The following is a 21,516-nucleotide window of genomic DNA, read 5'->3' on the forward strand; positions in this document are numbered from 1 at the left end:
TACGCTGTGTTACTCTGTGGTGAGTTCCGCTTCTTAACTCCTCTCTCTTCCTCCCCCCAATGCCTGATACAAGGTGATGACCCCCTGGATTTCAGTAAACCGGTTGGCCACTTGCGAGAGTTGCGCATTGAGCAACGTCTGCTGTGCGGTGAGCACTTCCAGATAAGTCGTGTTGCCATGCTTCATCAGCAGTTGTGTGCTGCGGGCGGCGTTTTCGAGGGAAGCCACCTGCTTCTCGAAGTAGTTTGCCTTGTCCCGTGCCGTCTGATATTGCACCAGGGCATTGTTGACCTCGCTTCCGGCGTTGAGCAACGTCTGTTCGAAGCTGAGGCGTGCCTCCTCCTGTTGCGCTTTGGCTATGCGGAGCTGGGCGATGTTCGCTCCCCGGTTGAACAAAGGCTGTGTCAGCGAGGCCACGGCGGTGGCAAGGAACTTGCCCGGGTTGACGATCATCGCACCTGCCGAGTTTGTCCAGCCGGCGCTGCCGCTCAGCGTGATCGAGGGGTAGAAGGCGGAACGGGCGGCGTTGGTAGTGTAGAATGCCTGTGCCAACGACTGTTCGGCACTGCGCACGTCGGGGCGGTTGGCAAGCATCTGCAAGGGCACGCCCACCGAAAGGTTCTCCGGCAGGCGCTGCTCGGCGAGGCGTCCGCGGGGAAGGGTGCGGGGGACGTCGGCAAGGAGCAGCGAAAGGGCGTTCTCCACCTGGTTGAGCTGTTCGCGCAGGTCGAGCAGGGTGGTACATATATTGTAGTATGTGGCCTCAGTCTGCGAGAGGGCGGCTTCGGTCACCATTCCGGCAGCTTTCATGGCGCGGGTGGTGGCAACGCTCTCTTTCCAGGCGGCTTCGGTGGCGGTGGAGATCTCGATCTGGGCGTCGAGCATCAGCAACGTATAGTAGTTGTTGGCGACGGCGGCAATCAGTTGCGTCTGTACCGCCTGTTCATAGTCACGGCTCTGCGCCACGACAGCTTGTGCACGCCGCTTGGCGTTCGTCAGCCGGCCGAAGATGTCGATCTCCCAACTGGCGCTGACGGGCAGTGAGTAGGTTTGCGAGGCTTTCCCGCCGTCGAAGCTGCTGGCCGTTCCCTGCGGGGAGAGGGAGAAGGCGGGCAGATAGGAGAGTCGGACGGAGAGCAAGGTGGCTTCGGCCTCTTTCACACGGAGGTGGGCCGTACGCAGGTCGGTGTTGCGCACGAGGGCGGTGTCGATCAGCGTGCGGAGGCAAGGATCGGTGAAGACCTCCTGCCAGGGGAGGCTGCCGAGGTTGGAGGCGGAGTCGGAAGGATTCGCGCCTTCTTGGCCGTAAAGGCCGTCGGGAACCTCGGTAGCGGGTTTGTATTTGGAGTAAATGCCGCAACTGCTGAGTGCCAGCGTGGCGGCAAGGGATATGATTAACTTTTTCATGATTGCTTGTTTTATGGGAGCCTCCCTCCCCCGGTTCCTCCGGTGGAAGAGGAGGGGAGGGGGCTGCTAATGATAAATAGGGTTGAACGGGGGAAGAACTCTTTTCACCGCAGAGTAACACAGAGTATCACAGAGTGATATGGAGTGGTACGGAGTCATACAGAGCGATACGAAGTAAAGTATGGCGGAGTAGTACAGAGTATCACCGGGTAGAGTATCACCGGGTGAATCTTGCTCCTTTGATCGTTCATACCAATAACCTGTCTTCCTCTGTGTCACTCTGTGTTCCTCTGTGGTGAAAAGAGTCCTTTATTCCTTCAAAGCCCCTCCTTTCGCTTCCTTCTTTTCCCGGTCGCTCGCTACGATCTCTTCCTCGATCTGCCAGTCGTGCGTCGGTTCGGCCTGTACCGGACGAATGCGTTCCTGCAACCACTGGAAAGCGATGAAGAGCGACGGCACGATGAACAGCAGTGCCAGCGTACCGATGACCATACCGCCCACGGCGCCCGTTCCCAACGAACGGTTACCGTTTGCCCCTACGCCACTTGCCACCATCAGCGGGAACAACCCGAAGATCATCGTCAGTGCCGTCATCAATATCGGGCGCAGACGGGCTTTGGCGGCGCTCAGCGCGGAGGCTATCAGCCCCATGCCCGCTTTGCGGCGTTCGGCGGCATACTCGGTGAGCAGGATCGCCGTCTTGGCAAGCAGACCGATCAGCATAATCAGTCCCGTTTGCAGGTAGATGTTGTTCTCCAGACCGAACAGGCGGGCGAAGAGGAACGAACCCATCAGTCCGCACGGCACGCTCAGGAGCACCGCGAAGGGGATCAGGAAGCTCTCGTAGAGCGCGCTCAGAATCAGGTAGATCATCAGGAAGCAGATGCCGAAGATGATCGCCGTCGTGCCGCTCTGCTCCGTCTCCTCACGGGTGATGCCTCCGTAGTCGTAGCCGTAGCCCTTGGGCAGGGCGGTGGAGGCTGTCTCCTGTACGGCACGGATGGCGTCACCCGTACTGTAACCGTCGGCCGGCATGGCGTTCACGGCGATGGAGTTGTACATGTTGAAGCGGCTCAGCGACTCGGCTCCGTACGTGCGGGTCAGCGTCACGAACTGGCTCAGAGGCGCCATCTCGCCGTTCGACATCCGCACGAAGGTGTTGCCCAGCGAAGCTTCGTCGAGGCGGTATTGCGGGTCGGATTGGATCATCACCTTATATACTTTCGAGAAGCGGTTGAAGTTGGACACGTACTGCCCGCCGTAGTAGCCCGAGAGGGTGCTCAACACCTGGTCGGGGGTGATGCCCGAGCGCTTACATTTCGACGGGTCTATCTCGACCAGCCATTGCGGGTAGCGGACGTCGAACGTGGAGTAGGCCATGGCGATCTCCGGACGCTGGTTCAGCGCGCCCAGATACTGCTGCGTGGTCTGGAAGAAGGTGTTCACGTCGCCTCCCGTCTTGTCCTGCATGTGCATTTCGAGGGCGTTACCCATACCGTAGCCGGAGATCATTCCCGGTGAGATGGCAAATACGGTGGCGTCCTTGATGTCGCCCGTCCGCCCGTATACCTGGCCGATGACCGACTGCACGTTGTCTTCCTTTCCGGGGCGTTCGTCCCACGGTTTCAGCTTCAGAACCAGCATACCGAACGAGCTTCCCTGGCCCGCCAGCAGTCCGTAGCCCGTCACTTTCTGCACGTGCTCCACTTGCGGGATCTGTTCCATGCGCTGCTCGATGCGCTTCATCACCTCGTCCGTCGTGCGCAGCGAACTGCCGGCGGCGGTGCTGACGTTGACAAACACCACGCCCTGGTCTTCGTCGGGCACGAGGCTGGTCTTCGTCGTGTTCATCAGCACCACCAGCAGGGCGATACTTGCCACGAGGAGTCCGCCCGTCAGCCAACGGTGTTTGATGAAGAAGAGCACGATGCCCTTGTAACGGTCTATCACCACGTCGAACGCTGCGTTGAATGCTTTGCGGAAGCGGGCGGCGAAGTTCTGCTTCTGCGTGCCGTCCTCGTTGATGTACGGTTTCAGCAGCAGCGCGCAGAGGGCGGGGCTCAGTGTCAGGGCGTTCACGGCGGAGATACCTACCGCTACGGCCATCGTCAGTCCGAACTGCGTGTAGAACGTCCCCGATGTGCCGGACATGAACGATACGGGGATGAACACCGCCATGAACACCAGCGACGAGGTGATGACGGCATTCGAAATACCTTTCATGGCGTCGATGCTCGCCATGTAGGACGATTTGTAGCCCACGTCGAACCGTGCCTGCACGGCCTCGACCACCACGATGGCATCGTCCACCACCGTACCGATGACCAGTACCAGCGCGAACAGCGTGATCAGGTTGATACTGAATCCCGCCATCGCCATGAAGGCGAACGTACCGACGAGCGACACGATGATGCCCACCAGCGGGATCAGCGTCGAGCGGATGTCCTGCAAGAAGATGTATACGACGAGGATCACGAGCAGGATGGCTTCGAGCAGCGTCTTCACCACCTCGTGGATGGAGGCGTAGAGGAAGTCGTTGCTGGACATCAGTTGCGTCAGTTCCACTCCGCGGGGGAGGTCTTTGCGTGCCTCTTCAAGGAAGTCGTTGATGCGGTTGTTCACCTCCGTAGCATTGGAACCTGCAGTCTGGAAGAGCATGCACGAGATACCATTATGCCCGTCCGTCGTTCCGCTGTAGGCGTAGCTTTCCTGTCCTAACTCGATGGTGGCGATGTCCTTCAGTTTCAGCACCTGCCCGTCGTCGGTGGAGCGGATCACGATCTCGCCGAACTCTTCCGGGGTGATGCGGCGGCCTTTGTACTTCATGGTGTATTGGTACGTCTCGTCGGAGTTCTCGCCGAACGATCCGGTGGCAGACTCGATGTTCTGTTCCGCCAGCACCGCCGAAACGTCCGAGGGGATCAGGCGGTATTGCGCCATCACGTCCGGTTTCATCCAGATGCGCAGGCTGTAGTCGCCTCCCATGATCATCATGTCGCCCACGCCCGAGATGCGGAGAATCTCCGGCTTGAGGTTGATACTGATGTAGTTGGCCAGGAAAGCCTCGTCATAAGAGTCGTCCGGGCTGTGGAGCGAGAACATTTGCAGGATACTCGTCTGCCGCTTCGAGGTGGTGACACCCACCTGGTTCACCTCCGAGGGGAGCTGTCCCGTGGCTTTGGAGACCCGGTTCTGCACGTTCACCGCCGCCATGTCCGGGTCGGTTCCCTGTTTAAAGTAGACAGTGATGGAGACCGTTCCGGCGTTGGTGGCGCTGGAGGTCATATACGTCATGTCCTCCACTCCGTTGATGGCCTCTTCGAGCGGGGCGATGACACTCTTTTGCAACGTCTCCGCGCTGGCTCCGAAGTAGCTGGTGGAGACCATGATGGTTGGCGGGGCGATATCCGGGTATTGTTCGACGGGCAATGTAAACAGCCCGATGATCCCGACCACGACGATGGTGATGGAGATAACGGCCGATAGGACGGGCCGTTCGATGAATGTTCGTAAGTTCATAATTATAGGGTTATATGTTTCCTTTGTGCCACTCTGTGGTGAGCCTTGTTCTTTGTTTTATTGCATACGATGAGCGTTCACCGTTCCTCGTTCACCGCTTTGATCTCCGTTCCTTCCCGGAGCAGTCCGACGCCTTCGGCCACGATCACGTCACCGGTCTGTAGCCCGCTCTCCACGATGTACTCCTGTCCGCCGTTGACGCGCGTCACCTGTACCGGAGCCGATTGCGCCTTGCCGTCCACTACCTTATATACAAATACCTTGTCCTGTACTTCGAATGTGGCCGCTTGCGGAATCACCAGCGCTCCCGTCTTCTCCGTCGGCACGATCACGTTTCCGGCGCCGCCGCTATGCAGCAGCCCTTCCCGGTTGGGGAACACCGCCCGCAGGCTCACCGTTCCCGTCGTGCGGTCTATCACCCCGCTGATCGTCTCGATCCGTCCCGCCTGCGGATAGTCCGAACGGTCGTTCAGTTGCAGGCCGATTTCCGGCATCTGTTTCAAGGCTTCCTCCTTCGATCCGTAACGGCGGATCAGTCCTAAGAGCTGGTTCTCCGTCATCGAGAAGTAGACGTACATGTCCGAGTTGTCCGAAACGGTAGTCAGCGGTTCCGGCAGGCTGGCGCTCACCAGTGCTCCCACCCGGTAGGGCAGCGTGCCCACTACTCCGTCCGCCGGACTCTTCACCAGCGTATACGATAAGTTGTTGCGTGCGTTCACCTCCTGTGCCTTCATCTGCGCCAGTTGCGCCTGCGCTGCCAGGAGAGAGTTCTTTGCCGTGCTCAGGTCGAAGGCGGACACCACGTTCTGCCTGTACAATTCCTGCTTGCTGTCATACGTCAGTTGTGCCGTGGCCAGCGACGCCTTTGCCGCCTCCACGTTTGCCAGGGCAGTCTGCAAGGCAGCCTCGTAAGGCACTTGGTCGATGACGAACAGCGACTGTCCCCGTTTCACCCGTTCCCCCTCGCTGACACACACCTGCGTCAGCGTACCGCTTACCTGCGGATAGATCTCGATGTCTTGTCGTCCGCGTATCGTTGCCGAATACGTACTCGATAGCGTCCGGTCGGCAGGCGCGAGGGTCATCACTTTGTATCCCGACTCCACGTTTGCCTGTGGTGCTTGCTTGCATCCCCCGACGGCCAGACAGCAGGCCAGTATCACGGCCTGTTTCACTTTACTTACCTTTTCAATCATAGTTCCTATTTAATTTTGTCGCGGCAAAGGTAGAGCGTTTTCCCCTTCGGCAGCTTTTCATACCCACCTCACTATTGTTCATAATCGGAACAACTTTTCGCCTAATTCACTAAAAAGACCTACCTTTGCAGGCGAAATAAAGAACACGATATGGAAAAAAGTAATCTGCTCACTCTCACTCTCGACCAGCCCTTCGTGGCAGGAACCGACGACTTCGCCCCTTTCTACAACCGGTTGCACAAGCTCAACTGTGCCATCATTCTCTACTGCCGCAGCGGTCGTGCCACGCTTGCCATCGACCTGAAGAAATACGAGATCACCCCCAATACCCAGGTTGTCCTCCTGCCCGGCTCCGTCATCACCCTTGAAGAGAAGAGCGACGACCTGCAGATCTCCTTTTTCGCCTCCCACATCGAGATGTTCCGTGAAGCCTGCATCCGCTTCGAACCCTCCTTCTTCCGCTTCCTCAAGGAGAAGCCCTGCTATACGCTCCCTCCCGAATTTACCGCCCCCATCAATGGTCTTCTGCACGCCACCGGCGCCATCTTCGCCGACACCGACCACCGCTTCCGCAACCAGATAGCCCGCAACCACCTGCAAAGCTTCCTGCTCGATGTATACGACAAAGTGCACCGCCTTTTCACCCATAAAGAGATCGAAGGCGGCAACCGTCCGAACGAGCTTTTTCATAAGTTCGTCACCTTGGTGCACGAGCATTGTTGTTCGCAGCGCGACGTTGTCTTCTACGCCGACCGTCTCTGCATTTCTACCAAATACCTGACGAGCATCTGCCGCTCCCTTATGGGCGGCTCAGCCAAAAAAGTGATTGATGATTTCACGGCCTTGGAGATCAAAGTCTTCCTCCAGTCCACCGATCTCAGTATCCAGGAGATAGCCGACCGCCTGAACTTCCCCGACCAATCTTATCTTGGCCGGTATTTCAAACGTCACGAAGGGGTTTCGCCGATGGAGTACAGGGCGAGGTTGGCGGGTCTAAAATAGGAGTTCTCTGGGAAATGCGTAGTTGCGACATCCGTCCCGGTAATCTTGATAATCAGCAGATTGTATTTACCTATATTTTTCTTTCAATGTAAGACCGTTTACCCCGGCACGTAAAGCCATTTACCCCGGCATGTAAAACTGTTTACCCCGGCACGTAAAACCATTTACGCCGGCACGTAAAACCGGTTATCCCGGCACGTAAATGAAGTCGGCATTCAAGGTAACAGATGTCCCCCTGTAGGATGCGCATCCAAACGACGCATTCTCCGGATGGAACCGAAGTATCCGGCTCTTGTGTGTGATTGAATAAAAACAGGAAAGGCGGTTGCTTATGTATACCAGATCTCGTTATACACAGGCTTTGTCCGGCTTTCTGCCGGAGTCGCCTTCCATGCCTGTGAAGAGGCATCTCCACATCCTTTTTCAATTGGCGACTGTTCCAACAGAGTCGATTCCAGAACAACTTTTCTGCCCGGTACGCTGTTGATAATGACTTCGAAATGACTGAAACTGAAATTCCGTGTAGTTTTCATTCCGGAGAATGCTTTCATTTCCTGTGACATAAGAGGTAACTATTTATAGTATGGTAATGAATAACACCGGAGGTACGAAAGTGTTTGCTAAATGGCGTTGTTTTCTGTTAATTTAAAAGCAGGGATGCCGGTTTTGGGTTAAATCTATAAGGAAAGCATGACGTAGTCCGGTTTGTATTACCTTTGCCGGTGAACTAAAGAAATCAGGCTATGTCTGTATTGTCAGAACCTTTGGGCATATCCGATACCGCCTTGCAGCAATATGCCGACCAACTCCGGAAAGGGGGACATACGTTTGAGACTTATCAATAATATCCGTGCCTGAATGGACGGACGGCAGAAGAATAGGATACTGTGAAGGGATAATTGAAAAAAATACCCCTGTCCCTGTCACATAATTAAAAAGAAAGATGTAATTTTGCATGCCAAAAAACAACTTATCTTATGGCAGTTTACGTAGAAGAAGTATCAAGAACTTTCGGTGAATATTTACTTATTCCCGGTCTTACCACCAAACAGTGTGTACCTTCCAATGTATCTTTACGCACCCCGCTGGTGAAACATGCGGCAGGCACACAAGCAGCAATCGAATTGAACATTCCTTTCGTTTCGGCAATCATGCAGTCGGTTTCCGGTCCCGAACTGGCTATCGAGCTGGCACGCAACGGAGGACTCTCGTTTATCTTCGGCTCGCAACCCATCGCCAGTCAGGCGGAAATGGTGCGGAAAGTGAAGAAATTTAAAGCCGGTTTCGTGACCAGTGACTCGAACCTGACACCGGAACATACGTTGGATGATGTACTTCGCCTGCTTCGTCAGACCGGACACTCTACCATCGGAATCACGGATGACGGCACACCGAACGGGCATCTTCTGGGATTGGTAACCAGCCGCGACTATCGCCTTTCCAGAGATCCGCTGGACAAAAAGATCAAAGACTTCATGACCCCTTTCGACAAGCTGATTGTAGGCGAAGTGGGACTGACACTGAGCGAAGCGAACCAGATTATCTGGGACCACAAACTCAACACTCTTCCCATCATCGACAAGGACGGCCGTCTGGCTTATTTCGTTTTCCGCAAAGATTACGACAGCCACAAGGAAAACCCTAACGAGGTGTCAAGCCCCGACAAGAAATTGCTGGTGGGTGCCGGTATCAATACCCGTGACTATCAGGAACGTGTACCTGCTCTGGTAGAAGCAGGAGTGGATGTGCTTTGCATCGATTCTTCGGACGGCTATTCGGAATGGCAATGCGAGACTCTGCAATGGATCAAGCAGCAGTATGGGGATAAAGTACTGGTAGGTGCCGGTAACGTGGTAGATAAAGAAGGCTTCCTCTATCTGGCGGAAGCTGGTGCGGACTTCGTGAAAGTGGGTATTGGCGGTGGATCTATCTGCATCACCCGTGAACAGAAAGGTATCGGACGCGGACAGGCGACTGCTTTGCAGGACGTGGCTCGTGCCCGTGACGAATATCAGGCACGCACAGGCATCTATGTGCCTATTTGCAGCGACGGCGGACTGGTGCACGACTATCATATGGTGCTTGCCCTTGCCATGGGGGCCGATTTCCTGATGATGGGCCGTTACTTTGCCCGTTTCGACGAATCGCCTACGAAGAAGCTCTGCATCAAGAACAATTATGTGAAAGAGTACTGGGGAGAAGGTTCGAACCGTGCCCAGAACTGGCAGCGCTATGATATGGGCGGGACGGAATCTTTGAAGTTTGAAGAGGGAGTCGATAGTTACGTGCCTTATGCCGGTAAGATGAAAGATAATCTGGCTGCCACACTGAGCAAGATCAAAGCTACGATGTGCAGTTGCGGTGCCGTTACCATTCCCGATTTGCAGCAAAACGCCAAGATTACGTTGGTTTCGTCTACCAGTATCGTAGAAGGCGGGGCACACGACGTGATTCTGAAGGAAAAAGGATAATAAACTTTTCACTATCCGCACACAGACCATCCAATAAGTGCGACTAATATAGGACAGGCGGACGGATACGGGGTTTGAGATGACTGTATAGTTGTTGAAACTCGTTTCGGTCCGCCTGTTTCGTAGGTCTGACCTTATTTCTCTGCGTTCCGGAACTTCTGTGGGGTCATCCCCACTTGCTTCTTGAAAAACTTATTGAAGAACGCCGCATTGTTGAATCCCAGGTTCAGGGCGATGTCTTTCACCGGAGTGGGTGTGGTTCGCAGCAGGGTTCGGGCAGCCAGGATCAGGATACTGTTGATGATTTCCATTGCTGTCTGTCCGCCCGATTCTTTCTTTATGATGTGGCAGAGGGTAGTTGATTTCATTCCCATTTCGGCCGCATAAAACTGTACCTGATGTTGGTGGGCATGATTCTCCTGTACCAGTCGGACAAACTGGCGAAAGACGGCGGAATGTTTGTTGGCAGGCGCTACCTGCGACAACGCTTTTCGCTGACTGAGCTCTGTGAACCCCTGTAGGAGTGCTTCAAGCATAGACTTCAGTGTGGCATGGCTGAAGAGGAACGGTGCATCTTTATGGATGTGTGTCAGAAGCGCGAAAGTCTGGACGTAGATGCCGAAAATTCTCGGGGACAATGGGAGCAGGGGGTGTTCGTTGATGATGTAGAACGTATTGATGATCGATCTGTCCAAGTGGGTTTCGTGAATGAATGCAAGTGAAAAGAGTACCGCATGCATCTGCACATCGTCCGATGTCTTCTGCACTTGTATGAAACTTTCTGAGGGGATAGCGATCATCGTACCGGGACCGATATTGTATTGCACCAGGTTGATCATCGCTTTGACACGTCCCCGCATACAGAGGGCAAAAATAACAGCTTTCGTCTTTTTGAGTTCGGCGCAATATGTCCACAGTGTTTCGCTGCTGATGCGGTCGGCAGTGGTGAAATTGTCTGATATATGTAACTCCGGAGTAAGCATGTTCTTTTGTTTGCTATAACGCTGAGATCCCTTTTTGGTTGCAAAAGTCATTATATTACGGTCTATTATAGTTAATGACTTGTTAATTCTGTCCGGGGCTTTTCTTGTCATAGTTAAAAGTGGTCAATCCGTACATGATGGAATGTTTTGTGAGAATAATAGAATATCGTTTCCAACCCGATTCGTTGCCGGTGACTGATATTAGTACGATCTTTGTGTTCTGACACAACTGAATTTATATGAACCGATTTTCATTCAACACCTTTGTTTTTCCTGTCTTTTTTTCTTCTTTGGCTATTGGGGACAATAGTCTGATTACGGTTATTGTTTTGCTGCTTATTGTCGTGTTTGCCTTGTGTGTGGCGGTGAAGTGCCTCTACGGGCAGAGGCGGGCGCTCAAAAAGGCGCTGGTGGGAGATGCCATATGCAGGCAACTGTTTGATGTGTGGCCGCTGAGCATTCTTGTCCTCGGCGCTGACGGGAAGATAGAACGGATGAACAAGTTGTTGCTGGAAGAGCTGCAACTGGATTTGAAGCAGGTTGCCGGGCGACAGGCGGTTGAGATCATCGAACTGATCCAGGACAAGGAGAACCTTTTGCCCCGGTTTCTGAAAGAGATACAGAGCGGAAAGCGCAACATTTTGTTTTCTACCAATTGCTTCATTCGCGAGCCCCGTTCCAATATCAGCTTCCTGATTCAAGGCGGCATTGTGGGGATTTATGAAAGCGGCCGCTTGATCAAGATGATCGTCTACCTGCGCAATGTGCTTGAAGAACGGACGCAGCGGCATGTGCTGAATATCGCCCTGAGCAAAACACATATCTTTTCCTGGTCGTTCGACATGGAGCGGAACCTGATGGTGATTGACCCGCGTTATTTCGACTATCTGAAGATTCCGACCCGAGATTATACGTTGACCATGGAACAGTTTTCCGACTTGGTGCATCCCGATGACCGGAAGGTACTTTTCGACGCCCTTGCCGGGCAGTTGACGGGAAACTTGTACGAGGCGCCCGTACCTTATCGTCTGCGCCGGGGAGACGGGGGCTGGGAGTGGTTCGAGGGGCAGTCTACTTATGTGGGTCAGCTGTCGGATCTGCCGTTCCGTATTGTGGGTATCTGCATGAGTACACAGCGGTATAAAGATATAGAGGACAGGCTGAACGACGCCCTCCGGAAGGCACAGCGGAGCGACCGGTTGAAGAGTGCTTTCCTGGCCAATATGAGTCACGAGATCCGCACTCCACTGAATGCTATCGTGGGTTTTTCCACACTGCTGGTGAGCGAGCAATCCGATTTAAGGCCGGAGGACATCGAGGAGTATGCTGCGTTGATAGAGAAAAACGGGCAGTTGCTGATGTTCCTGATTTCGGATATTCTGGATCTTTCGAAGATTGAATCGAACACCATGGAGTTTAACGTTTCGGTTTTCTCACTGAACAAGATGTTTGCCGACATTGCCCGCATGCAGCGTCTGAACGTGAAGCCCGGTGTAGAACTGATTGCGGATCTGCCCGCAGAGGATGTGTCGATTACCGCAGACCCGGTAAGGCTGGAGCAGGTGGTGAATAATCTGATCAATAACGCGATAAAGTTTACGAGCCGGGGCAGCATCCGGATAGGTTATCGCCGGAGGGGGGAGAAGGATGTACAGCTGTTTGTCGAAGACACCGGGAAAGGAATGTCGGAGGAAGTGATTGCACATATTTTTGAGCGCTTTTATAAAGGAGATTCTTTTGTTCAAGGAACGGGGTTGGGACTTGCCATCTGTAAGACGATTGTGGAACATTTCGGCGGAGAGATTCGTGCGGAGTCCGAAGCGGGTGAGGGGGCGAGGTTTGAAGTCTGCCTGCCGATAGGAAGAAAATAGAAACGGGGGGTACCCAAATGAAACGAGGAAAGTCACGTTGCGCGTTGTCCCATAACCGCTTGTGATTTCCCCGTTTCTGTGTTTATTTTAAGAATGCCCTCGGGCATGGAGTCAATACACGCTTGCCCCCTTAATCACGATCTTTTCCAGCAATTCCTGCATCTTTCCGATCACCGGTTCCGCTTCCAGCCCGTATTCGGCCGCCATCACCTGCATCTGTGGGAAAGTGGCCCATACGCTGCCATTTTTATCCTCCCAAACGGAGATCTTCAGCGGCAATTCGATCGAGATGCTCGGATTATCCTGCATCAGCTTTGTGCCCACTTTCGGCGAACCGAAGACGATCACTTGGTTCGGGCGAAGCGTCAAGCCTACCTCTTCCGCATTCTTTCCGTGGTCGAATTTGGCGAAGACAGGGATTCCCATTGCCCGGAGCGTCTGCTCGATGCGTCCCATGGTTTCGTCTACGCTGAACTGGCTCTCGTAGGTGTACAGCAGGTTGTCGTTGGCTCCCGTGCCCATCTTGGCGCTGTCGAAAGCGGCGGCGATGCGCCGTCCCAGGTTCGTCAGGTCCACTCCCTCCTTGTTGGCGAGCAGGGTGACGCATACCAGTTCCGAAGCGTCGGTGAAACGGCTCAGGAAAGCTGAATGTCCCGATACGTCGCCTTTGATGTCCATCAGCCCGTTGTGGTTATAGAACTGCCAGCCTGTCATGGCGGGGACCACCTTGCCGTTGGCCAGCCGGGTGGGTTTGTACACGATGTCACGGTTTTCCGGTTTCTCGATCAAGGCGCTTCCCGCCAGTCCGATGTCCCAATGGGAAACGTTCTCCGCCGATGCCCAGATGTCGGAGAAACCTTTCAGTGCCGTAGGGCTGACAGCAGGCGCTGCGACGAGCCGGCCGTCTTTTTCAACGTATCCGGTCGTTGTTTCCGAGGGGTTGATATAGTCCCGGTCCTTCTTGAATGTCTGGTGCACGTTGCCCGTAGTGGTCACGTCCTCCTGTTTTACTTTCGCCAGGTCTTCTCCGAAGAAAGTCTGCCGCAGTCCCAAGTAGTCAATCTGATACTTCTTCACGAAATCGTGGTAAGGCATTTTGCCCGCCTTCTCGATGATGGAAGTCAGCAGCAGGAAGTTCGTGGCGCTCTGCTTCACGTCCGTTCCCGGTTCGAAGGTCAGTGGCAGTGCGGCTACGGTCTCGATCAGCTGTTCCGGACGATAATCGGCAGAGACGTCGAAACCCTTCTGCGCGCGGTAGTCGGCGATGCCCGAGCTGTGCTGCATCAACTGGAGGATGCTGACCGGTTTCCAGCTTTCCGGCACATCTTTCAGGTACTTGCCGACGGGGTCGTTCAGGTCGAGTTTGCCCCGTTCGTAGAGTTGCATCACCGCCACGGCAGCATATCCTTGCGAGATGGGGCCGATGGGCCAGAGCGTCTTGGCGGCGGCGAGGTTTCCTTTCGTGAAATCGGTCACTCCGTAGCCCACCACCCGGGGGATGTAAGGCGCCTGTACGATGGCAAGCGTCATGCCCGGTATTCCCTGTTCTTCCATAAAATCGTAAATCATCTGGTCGATGGCCTTGCCCTGGTAGGCAACGTGCACATTTCCCCTGCCGGCTTGCGGCAATTGGTTCTCATACTTCTTCATAATGGTTCCTCCGTTCTGTGCCGAGATCGTTGCCGAAGTCAGCAGTGCGACTAAAATTAATAAATTCTTTTTCATAACGTTCGCGGGATTGTTTTAGTTGTTTAAATCTGATGTTGCAAAGATAGGTGCTTATCGCTGCTCGGGAAAGAGCGATATCACACATTGAATAGGCAATTGTTCCCGAAGGCGGGGAAGAGTGGTGTTTCCACTCTCTAAAACCGGTTTGTTATAAGCCTTTTATATATAAATAGGTGTTTCCGTTCCCTCTTCTGATCCATTTCTTTTCCTCATAAGACAAGATAGCATGATTTCTTCTTGTTCGGGAAGAATTGCTAACTTATCCAGCCGTATGGCCCTTTCCCGCCCTGTGTGGAATGCCGATCTTTGCAAAGTCGGAAAACAAGCGGTACACCGACGCCGCACCCTGAGCTAAAAGGAGTATAAACATCTAAAAACAAAAAAAGATTATGGAAGGTATCAACACCCCGTTCGTCATTGACGAACACACAGCGATTGTAATGACAGACCCTCAGAACGATTTCCTGAGCGAGAACGGTCTGGGCTGGGGCGCTTTCGGAGAGAACATACAGAAGAATGGCACGGTGGAGAACCTCCGCCGCATCTTCGAGGTGGCAGCCGCAAAAGGCATGCTGGTATTCATCTCCCCGCACTATTACTATAAGCATGATCACCAATGGCTTTTCGAAGGCCCCATTGAGAAACTGATGCACGACACGGGCATGTTCGAACGCCGGGGACAGTTGACCGGCGAAGGCTTTGAAGGTTCGGGTGCCGACTGGCTGGAACTCTACAAACCCTATATCGATGGGGGCACGAATATCATCGTCACGGCACCCCACAAACTGTACGGGCCGGAAAACAATGACCTGATTCTTCAACTCCGCAAGCGTGGGGTGAACAAGGTAGTGGTGTGTGGCATGTCCGGCAACCTCTGCGCGGAGTCCCATCTGCGCGAGTTGCAGGAACGCGGATTCGAGGCAGCCGTCGTCTTTGACGCCACGGCCTCTGCCAAGCTCTCCGGACTGGATGCCGATACGGCAGCGTTCATCAACTTCACCCTGCTGGCAGAGAAGGTCTACACGACCGACGAGTTCGTGGCAGAGATGCGGCAGCGGTGAGTATACGGGGTTATATAGGCCGTTAATCGGGGGGCTCTCTCTGAGCGGAGTTCCTGAAAGGATATTCATCCCGGAAACGGCCTTCCGATAAACGGAAGATTCCCTTATCTCAACTTTCTCAATGGATGGGAAAAGCTGGGATAAGGGAATTTTTAGTATAAGTAATGACGGATTATGAACCGAATCTTACATTGGATAAACGATGACCCTGCTGTTGGGCAGGTCCGGAATATACATCGTTCCGGAGGCTACCGTGATATCTGCCGGGCCGGACAGCGGTTTCTCCGGGTTAATGTCGAGTGGCGTGATCTTTCGGGTATTCATGTCGACGGCACAAACTTGTGCGGGTGTCCAGTTGGTGATGTACATCGTTTTCTTGTCGGCAGAGAGGGCGATACCGTCATATTGTCCCGGGGTGGTGATGAACTTCTCTGGAACGGGGTTGCTCAGGTCGGTAATCTGATAGATGACATTGTTGTCCGTTGTCTTCCCGTCAGCGGAATAAGAGGCGACGTACATGGTTCCGTTTTCGATAATCAGCCCGTTAGGTCCGGCGATGCTCACCCATTCGGCAGGAATCCCCACTGCGTCTGGGTTACTGATATCGATGCTGAAGATTTTTCCTGTATTGGTGACAGAAGCATAAAGTGTATTCCCTTCCGCCACGAGGTCGTTTACGAAAAGATTGCCTTCGGGCAGCAGGACGACTTGCGGTGCTTTCTCCGGTGCTTGTAGGTTGTAGACTACGATTTTGTTGACGTCGCAGATGAACAGGTGCTCGTCACGAATAAACATTCCTTTCGGTCCGGAGAGGTTGCCGTCGGCAGGAATCAGGATTTCTGTCCGGTTGTCTTTATGGTAGGCGATGTATCCCCTGCCTTCCGTGTTGAGTGGATTGAGCTGCTCCGTTCCGAAGTTGGCGACCAGGATACCTCCCTGATAGGGGTACGTGCTTTCGCAGAAACGAATGCTGTCACTGATGATCGTTGTTTCCGGTTGCTGTGCCTCTTCCGCCGGCTGGTTTTGTTTTTTGCTTTGGCAACACAGAGCGGTAGCCGAGAAGGTGATCAATAGGATGGGAGTAAAGAATTTAGTTTTCATAAGCTGATCTTGTATTTCATAAGATGAATTTCATGCAGCAAAGATACAGGCAAACAGAGAACGGGTTGTTGCCCGTTTGGTTCAGTCTCCGGTCTGTTTGGTTCAGGGTACGTTTACGAATGCTTCGTCCCGGTAGCTTCCCACACCTTATGTATAGGTCTTCGATTATCTCCATTCCTCACTTCTCGTCCATCGTTCATCGCTTTTCGCCCATCATTCATTATTCCTCCCCCTATATTCAGTAGGTGTCATCTGATATTGCTCTTTAAAGAGCCGGGCAAAGTGTGCCGCACTCACAAATCCGCTCGCGTCCGTTACTTCTTCGATCGTTTTGTCCGACGTGTCGAGCAGATAAGCAGCGCGTTCCAGTTTTTTTCTGCGTATCCATCCGCGGGGAGCTTCACCATATTCCTGGGCAAACTCCCGCTTAAAGCTCGACAGACTTCTGCCGGAAAGCATAGCCAGTTCGTTGACGGTGGCCGGGGAATACAAATGCCGGTCGAGCACGACTGACAGTGCCGGGCTTTCGCTTCGTGCCGCATCCAGGAGGAAGGAAGCTATCAGTTGCCGGTAAGGACTGTCCAGAAGCAGGTATACCAGTTCGGTAAATTTCAGCCGGATCAGCTCGCACATAAACGGACTCTTACTCTTGCTGTATTCCTCCAACGAAGAAAACAGTTTCTCTATTTCCCGGTTGTGGGGAATGATCTTTACGGCTTCTCTTTTTGCCGGTATCCTTTCCGGTATACGTTCCGGCAAACATCCATTCAGTTGTTCGGTCAGTCCTTGCGCAACCCGTTTGCTGAAAAACAACATCAGGCTGCGGAACCCGTGTTCGCCGGTAATGTATTCCGACATCACGTACTCTCCCCTTGGTATCAGAAACAGTTCTCCGGGCCGGATGTCAAACTGATTGCTCCCTACCTTGATCTGCTTCACTCCGGAGAGGATGTATACCAGGGCATGGTGCGTCAGGAAAGCGTCGAAGTTTTCCTGTGTGGTAGAGTTGACGTATTGGAGCAGGCGTATGTTCTTGTCTTCACCCGGCTGTGCCGGGCGGAGAATGTCATCGGGGACGAAAAGGCGCTTAGTGGGCATAAGATGAAAGGTTTTGGAGTTAGCTGACGCAAATATAGGATAAAACTTCCTGAAAAATGCGGGGAGACGGGCGAAATCTTGTTCCGGTCGCCTTGCCCCCGCACATATACCCTCTCTGCTTGGTCCGCCTGCTGTGCCTACAGCGGCATGTTTCCGTGTTTCTTCGGCGGATTCGTCTGCATTTTGTTTTCCGTCATCTCCAATGCCTGTATCAAGCGTTTACGGGTCTGTTTCGGCAGGATGATCTCGTCGATGAATCCCAGTTCGGCAGCCTGGTATGGAGTGGCAAACTTCTCTTTGTAGGCATCCAGTTCTTTGGCTTTGCTCTCTGCGTCCGCCTTGCGGAACAGGATGTTTACAGCTCCTTCGGCACCCATCACGGCAATTTCCGCACTCGGGTAGGCAAAGTTCACGTCCGCCCCCGTCTGTTTGGAGTTCATCACGATGTAAGCGCCACCATAGGCCTTGCGGGTGATTACAGTCAGCTTGGGCACTGTGGCCTCGGCAAAGGCATACACAATTTTGGCACCGTGGCGGATGATGCCGTTGTTCTCCTGCGTATATCCCGGCAGGAAGCCCGGAACGTCTTCGAACGTAATCAGAGGAATGTTGAAACAGTCGCAGAAGCGGATGAAACGGCTTGCCTTGTCGCTGGCATCGATGTCGAGCACACCCGCCAGGTATGCCGGCTGGTTGGCCACGATACCTACCGAGCGTCCGGCTAAGCGGGCAAAACCGATGATGATGTTTTTGGCAAAGTTCTGCATCACTTCAAAGAAGTAGCCCTCGTCAACAACCCGTTCGATGATCTCTTTCATATCATACGGTATGTTCGGGTCGGCGGGGACAATGTTGCCGAGTGATGCATCTTCGCGGTTGATGTCATCAGTGCAGTTCTGCTTGCGCGTTTCGTCCATATTGTTTTGCGGGAGGAAGGAGAGCAGCTCGCGGATCGACATCAGCAATTCTTCCTCGGTGTTTGCTATGAAATGCGTTACACCGCTCTTGCTGCTGTGCGTCATGGCACCGCCCAGTTCTTCTTTGCTGACTTCTTCGTGGATCACCGTCTTTACCACATCCGGTCCGGTGACGAACATATGGCTTTTCTCCTTCACCATAAAGATGAAATCCGTCAGTGCCGGAGAGTAGCAGGCACCTCCGGCGCATGGACCGAGGATAGCCGAAATCTGCGGGATCACGCCGCTTGCCATCGTGTTCTGGTAAAAGATGTCGGCATAGCCCGACAGGCTTTCGATTCCTTCCTGGATACGTGCACCGCCCGAGTCGTTCAGTGCGATGATCGGCGCGCCATTCTTCAAAGCCAGTTGTTGTACCTTGACAATCTTCTTGGCATTCGATGCTGAGAGCGAACCACCGTAAACGGTGAAGTCGTAAGCGTAGACAAACACTTGACGGCCGTCGATCTTTCCGTAACCCGACACCACACCATCGCCCGGAACCTTGTTACGGTCCATGCCATAGTTGGTGCAGCGGTGCACCATCAGCTTGTCAAGTTCCACAAATGTTCCCTTGTCCAGTAACATATCGATGCGTTCGCGGGCAGTCATCTTTCCGCTCGCATGTTGTATTTCAATCTTGGCAGCGCCTCCGCCTTGGGAAGCGATACGGTCACGCTCTTCGAACGTGGCATAGGCTTTATTTACTTCTTCCATTGTCTTTCTATTATTCCTTATTCTAACGTTATCAACGTCTGGTCTCCGGCGATATTATCACCTTCCTGTACCAGAATCTCTTTAATCCGACAGTCCGAAGTCACCTTGTAGTTACTCTGCATCTTCATCGCTTCGATGACGATGACAGTTTCTCCGGCTTTCATCTCCTGTCCCACACTGACGGGGATTTTCACTACCTTGCCCGGCATGGGCGAAATGATGCGGTCGTTCTGTGTTTCTTCACCTTTCTTGCGCATCCGCAGATATTTTGCCTGACTGTCCACAATCTCGACATTGAAACTGCTGTAGTGTGTATTCACTTTGTAACTCTTTCCGTTCTCTTTGCGAATCAGTTGGGCGTTGGAGCTGCGTCCGTCCATCAGGATGTTGCAATTCCCGTTCTCTGCCATGACAACGTCCGCTTCGAACGTTTTTCCGTCGATGGTGAGTACCACTTTGTTATCTTCTTTGCTGACCAGTTCTATTTCGGCCACGCGATTTCCTATATGTATTTCCATGCTCTTCTATATTCTTAATACCCCTTTGTGCAGTCCGAATTCTTTCCATTTGCTGATCGGGCGGTTGTCCGCAGCCAGTCCGCTGTTATTCTCCTCCAGGTTCATCAGGTAATCCATGTAAGCGGCGATCAGTGCGATGTTCTCTGCACGTTCGCTGGTACGGGTGATGCAGTGTTGGAGCACTTCCCCGTTTTTGCTGATGAATCCCGTATCGTAATGCCCTTCTACAAAGTCGGGAGTATCCATGATGGCGCGCAGATAACTGATGTTGTTCTTTACTCCTGTCAGCTTATATTCGTGGAGTACACGGCGCATTCGTTCGATGGCGTATTCGCGTGTGGTTGCCCATACAATCAGCTTGCCGATCATCGGGTCATAATAAATCGGAATCTCGTAACCTTCGTATACATAGCTGTCGATGCGCACCCCGATGCCGTTTGGCTCCGTAATCTGCTTGATGACACCCGGGCTGGGCATGAAGTTCATTTCTGTATCTTCTGCGCAGATGCGGCATTCGATGGCATGTCCGCGTTGCTGGATATCTTCCTGTTTCAGTTGCAACACCTGTCCTTCGGCCACTTTAATCTGCTCTTTCACTAAATCTACGCCGACTACCTCTTCGGTAATCGGATGTTCCACTTGCAGGCGCGTGTTCATTTCCAGGAAGTAATAGTTGCGGTGCTTGTCCACCAGAAATTCGATGGTTCCCGCTCCGACATAGTTCACGGCTTTGGCGGCGGCCACTGCTTTTTCTCCCATATCCCGGCGTAGTTCAGGAGTGACGAACACCGAAGGGCTCTCTTCCACAATCTTCTGGTTGCGGCGTTGCACCGAACATTCACGTTCGCACAGATGAATCACGTTGCCATGCTTGTCGCCCAGAATCTGGAACTCGATGTGATGCGGTTCTTCTACAAATTTCTCCAGGTAAACTGTGTCGTCGCCGAATGACGAAAGTGATTCGCTCTTGGCGGTTGTGTAGGCCTCTTCCACTTCATCTGCACGATGAATCAGCCGCATACCCTTTCCGCCACCTCCCATCGAGGCTTTCAGCATTACCGGATAACCGATTTGATTGCAGAGTTCTACCGCTTCTTCAAGGCTCTTCAGGTTTTCTTGAGTACCCGGAACCACCGGTACACCGGCTTCTATCATCTTGATACGTGCCGAAATCTTATCTCCCATCGCCTCCATGGTTTCCGGGTCCGGACCGATGAAGATGATCCCCTCTTCACGACAACGACGGGCAAAGGTTGCATTTTCGGACAAGAACCCGTATCCCGGATGGATGGCGTCTGCGCGGCACGACTTTGCCACTTCGATAATCTTTTCTATATTCAGATAACTCTCTTTCGATGCTGCCGGGCCGATGCAGTAAGCTTCGTCGGCATAGAGCACATGCTTCGCTGTTCGGTCCGCTTCCGAGAAAACGGCAATGCTCGTTATTTCCATCTCCCGGCAGGAGCGCATCACCCTCACGGCTATTTCGCCGCGGTTGGCGACTAAGATTCTTTTAATCATATTCATTTCTCAATTAAATGGAATACACATATTCATGCTTTCCACCCTGCGGACATGAGTCCACCCGATGAAAACACAGTATTTCTACGATTTGGGGCTTAACAACGATGCTTTCTTTCCTAACCCACGAGGTAAAAAAGCTCTTATTCATTGAATGGCAGGTCTTCTGACTGACTCTACATCTTATCGGACCTTCCCGACGTTTCCTTTTCCGTCAGTGGTTTGTAATTGGTTTATTGATAAGATGTTATATAGAGCTTCACAGCAGCGGGACTGTCCGGGATTTACACCCGATTCCCTTTTAATCTTCGTCCGTTGACCACGGATTCCGAACCAATTCGGGGACAAATATAGAGAAATATTGGAT

Annotated in this window: 15 protein-coding genes and 1 riboswitch; of the genes, 4 read left to right on the plus strand and 11 right to left on the minus strand. The window is 53.1% G+C overall.

Annotated elements, in window-relative coordinates; all coding sequences use genetic code 11:
- Nucleotides 1-33: 33 nt before the first annotated feature.
- From JZY04_RS02805 to JZY04_RS02815, 3 genes are all read right to left on the minus strand, one after another.
- A complete protein-coding gene (locus JZY04_RS02805) occupies nt 34-1,407 on the minus strand; it encodes a TolC family protein (protein WP_122143126.1) in 1,374 nt (457 codons plus the stop codon).
- A gap of 309 nt (nt 1,408-1,716) precedes the next feature.
- A complete protein-coding gene (locus JZY04_RS02810; protein WP_122143125.1) occupies nt 1,717-4,926 on the minus strand; it encodes an efflux RND transporter permease subunit in 3,210 nt (1,069 codons plus the stop codon).
- 77 nt (nt 4,927-5,003) lie between these two features.
- Nucleotides 5,004-6,122 carry an efflux RND transporter periplasmic adaptor subunit gene (locus tag JZY04_RS02815; protein WP_122143124.1) on the minus strand — a complete coding sequence of 373 codons (1,119 nt, stop codon included), beginning with the start codon at nt 6,120-6,122 and terminating at the stop codon, nt 5,004-5,006.
- 150 nt (nt 6,123-6,272) lie between these two features.
- On the opposite strand from JZY04_RS02815, the gene JZY04_RS02820 reads away from it, so the two are divergent.
- On the plus strand, nt 6,273-7,124 hold the full coding sequence (locus JZY04_RS02820; RefSeq protein ID WP_181996467.1) for a helix-turn-helix domain-containing protein: 852 nt from the start codon (nt 6,273-6,275) through the stop codon (nt 7,122-7,124).
- Nucleotides 7,125-7,453: 329 nt separating this feature from the next.
- Here JZY04_RS02820 and JZY04_RS02825 read toward each other — a convergent pair whose 3' ends face one another.
- Complete coding sequence (locus tag JZY04_RS02825) at nt 7,454-7,687, minus strand: hypothetical protein (RefSeq protein WP_122143123.1); 234 nt, start codon at nt 7,685-7,687, stop codon at nt 7,454-7,456.
- Between the two features lie 414 nt (nt 7,688-8,101).
- Between JZY04_RS02825 and JZY04_RS02830 the strand changes: the two genes are divergently transcribed.
- Nucleotides 8,102-9,595 (plus strand): IMP dehydrogenase, encoded by a 1,494-nt coding sequence (locus JZY04_RS02830; RefSeq protein WP_005782761.1) that lies wholly within the window; start codon nt 8,102-8,104, stop codon nt 9,593-9,595.
- A 134-nt stretch (nt 9,596-9,729) separates the two neighbouring features.
- Here JZY04_RS02830 and JZY04_RS02835 read toward each other — a convergent pair whose 3' ends face one another.
- Nucleotides 9,730-10,689 carry an AraC family transcriptional regulator gene (locus JZY04_RS02835; RefSeq protein ID WP_250707121.1) on the minus strand — a complete coding sequence of 320 codons (960 nt, stop codon included), beginning with the start codon at nt 10,687-10,689 and terminating at the stop codon, nt 9,730-9,732.
- A 128-nt stretch (nt 10,690-10,817) separates the two neighbouring features.
- Between JZY04_RS02835 and JZY04_RS02840 the strand changes: the two genes are divergently transcribed.
- On the plus strand, nt 10,818-12,449 hold the full coding sequence (locus tag JZY04_RS02840; RefSeq protein WP_250707119.1) for a PAS domain-containing sensor histidine kinase: 1,632 nt from the start codon (nt 10,818-10,820) through the stop codon (nt 12,447-12,449).
- Nucleotides 12,450-12,560: 111 nt separating this feature from the next.
- On the opposite strand, the gene JZY04_RS02845 is transcribed toward JZY04_RS02840, so the two are convergent.
- Nucleotides 12,561-14,174: a serine hydrolase gene (locus JZY04_RS02845; RefSeq protein ID WP_122143122.1), complete on the minus strand. Its 1,614-nt coding sequence runs from the start codon at nt 14,172-14,174 to the stop codon at nt 12,561-12,563.
- Nucleotides 14,175-14,566: 392 nt separating this feature from the next.
- Between JZY04_RS02845 and JZY04_RS02850 the strand changes: the two genes are divergently transcribed.
- Nucleotides 14,567-15,238 carry an isochorismatase family protein gene (locus tag JZY04_RS02850; protein WP_122143121.1) on the plus strand — a complete coding sequence of 224 codons (672 nt, stop codon included), beginning with the start codon at nt 14,567-14,569 and terminating at the stop codon, nt 15,236-15,238.
- Between the two features lie 186 nt (nt 15,239-15,424).
- On the opposite strand, the gene JZY04_RS02855 is transcribed toward JZY04_RS02850, so the two are convergent.
- The 5 genes from JZY04_RS02855 to accC form a co-directional block, all read right to left on the minus strand.
- A complete protein-coding gene (locus JZY04_RS02855; protein WP_122143120.1) occupies nt 15,425-16,339 on the minus strand; it encodes a YncE family protein in 915 nt (304 codons plus the stop codon).
- A 213-nt stretch (nt 16,340-16,552) separates the two neighbouring features.
- On the minus strand, nt 16,553-17,437 hold the full coding sequence (locus tag JZY04_RS02860) for an AraC family transcriptional regulator (RefSeq protein ID WP_122143119.1): 885 nt from the start codon (nt 17,435-17,437) through the stop codon (nt 16,553-16,555).
- A gap of 137 nt (nt 17,438-17,574) precedes the next feature.
- Entirely contained in the window at nt 17,575-19,110 is a 1,536-nt protein-coding gene (locus tag JZY04_RS02865) for an acyl-CoA carboxylase subunit beta (RefSeq protein WP_005808010.1), read from the minus strand.
- A 17-nt stretch (nt 19,111-19,127) separates the two neighbouring features.
- Complete coding sequence (locus JZY04_RS02870; protein ID WP_005782744.1) at nt 19,128-19,628, minus strand: acetyl-CoA carboxylase biotin carboxyl carrier protein subunit; 501 nt, start codon at nt 19,626-19,628, stop codon at nt 19,128-19,130.
- Nucleotides 19,629-19,634: 6 nt separating this feature from the next.
- A complete protein-coding gene (gene accC / locus JZY04_RS02875; RefSeq protein WP_005808006.1) occupies nt 19,635-21,149 on the minus strand; it encodes an acetyl-CoA carboxylase biotin carboxylase subunit in 1,515 nt (504 codons plus the stop codon).
- Between the two features lie 138 nt (nt 21,150-21,287).
- Nucleotides 21,288-21,502: riboswitch (cobalamin riboswitch) on the minus strand.
- Nucleotides 21,503-21,516 lie beyond the last annotated feature (14 nt).

It is taken from the genome of Bacteroides sp. 11BF, assembly GCF_019633765.1.
In the GTDB taxonomy this organism is placed as follows: Bacteria; Bacteroidota; Bacteroidia; order Bacteroidales; family Bacteroidaceae; genus Bacteroides; species Bacteroides hominis.

Coding starts and splice junctions, on each gene's coding strand:
- JZY04_RS02865 (WP_005808010.1), bottom strand. CDS start 19,110: ATGGAAGAAGTAAATAAAGCCTATGCCACGTTCGAAGAGCGTGACCGT.
- JZY04_RS02830 (WP_005782761.1), top strand. CDS start 8,102: ATGGCAGTTTACGTAGAAGAAGTATCAAGAACTTTCGGTGAATATTTA.
- JZY04_RS02815 (WP_122143124.1), bottom strand. CDS start 6,122: ATGATTGAAAAGGTAAGTAAAGTGAAACAGGCCGTGATACTGGCCTGC.
- JZY04_RS02835 (WP_250707121.1), bottom strand. CDS start 10,689: ATGACAAGAAAAGCCCCGGACAGAATTAACAAGTCATTAACTATAATA.
- JZY04_RS02820 (WP_181996467.1), top strand. CDS start 6,273: ATGGAAAAAAGTAATCTGCTCACTCTCACTCTCGACCAGCCCTTCGTG.
- JZY04_RS02805 (WP_122143126.1), bottom strand. CDS start 1,407: ATGAAAAAGTTAATCATATCCCTTGCCGCCACGCTGGCACTCAGCAGT.
- JZY04_RS02825 (WP_122143123.1), bottom strand. CDS start 7,687: ATGTCACAGGAAATGAAAGCATTCTCCGGAATGAAAACTACACGGAAT.
- JZY04_RS02840 (WP_250707119.1), top strand. CDS start 10,818: ATGAACCGATTTTCATTCAACACCTTTGTTTTTCCTGTCTTTTTTTCT.
- accC (WP_005808006.1), bottom strand. CDS start 21,149: ATGATTAAAAGAATCTTAGTCGCCAACCGCGGCGAAATAGCCGTGAGG.
- JZY04_RS02850 (WP_122143121.1), top strand. CDS start 14,567: ATGGAAGGTATCAACACCCCGTTCGTCATTGACGAACACACAGCGATT.
- JZY04_RS02860 (WP_122143119.1), bottom strand. CDS start 17,437: ATGCCCACTAAGCGCCTTTTCGTCCCCGATGACATTCTCCGCCCGGCA.
- JZY04_RS02855 (WP_122143120.1), bottom strand. CDS start 16,339: ATGAAAACTAAATTCTTTACTCCCATCCTATTGATCACCTTCTCGGCT.
- JZY04_RS02870 (WP_005782744.1), bottom strand. CDS start 19,628: ATGGAAATACATATAGGAAATCGCGTGGCCGAAATAGAACTGGTCAGC.
- JZY04_RS02810 (WP_122143125.1), bottom strand. CDS start 4,926: ATGAACTTACGAACATTCATCGAACGGCCCGTCCTATCGGCCGTTATC.
- JZY04_RS02845 (WP_122143122.1), bottom strand. CDS start 14,174: ATGAAAAAGAATTTATTAATTTTAGTCGCACTGCTGACTTCGGCAACG.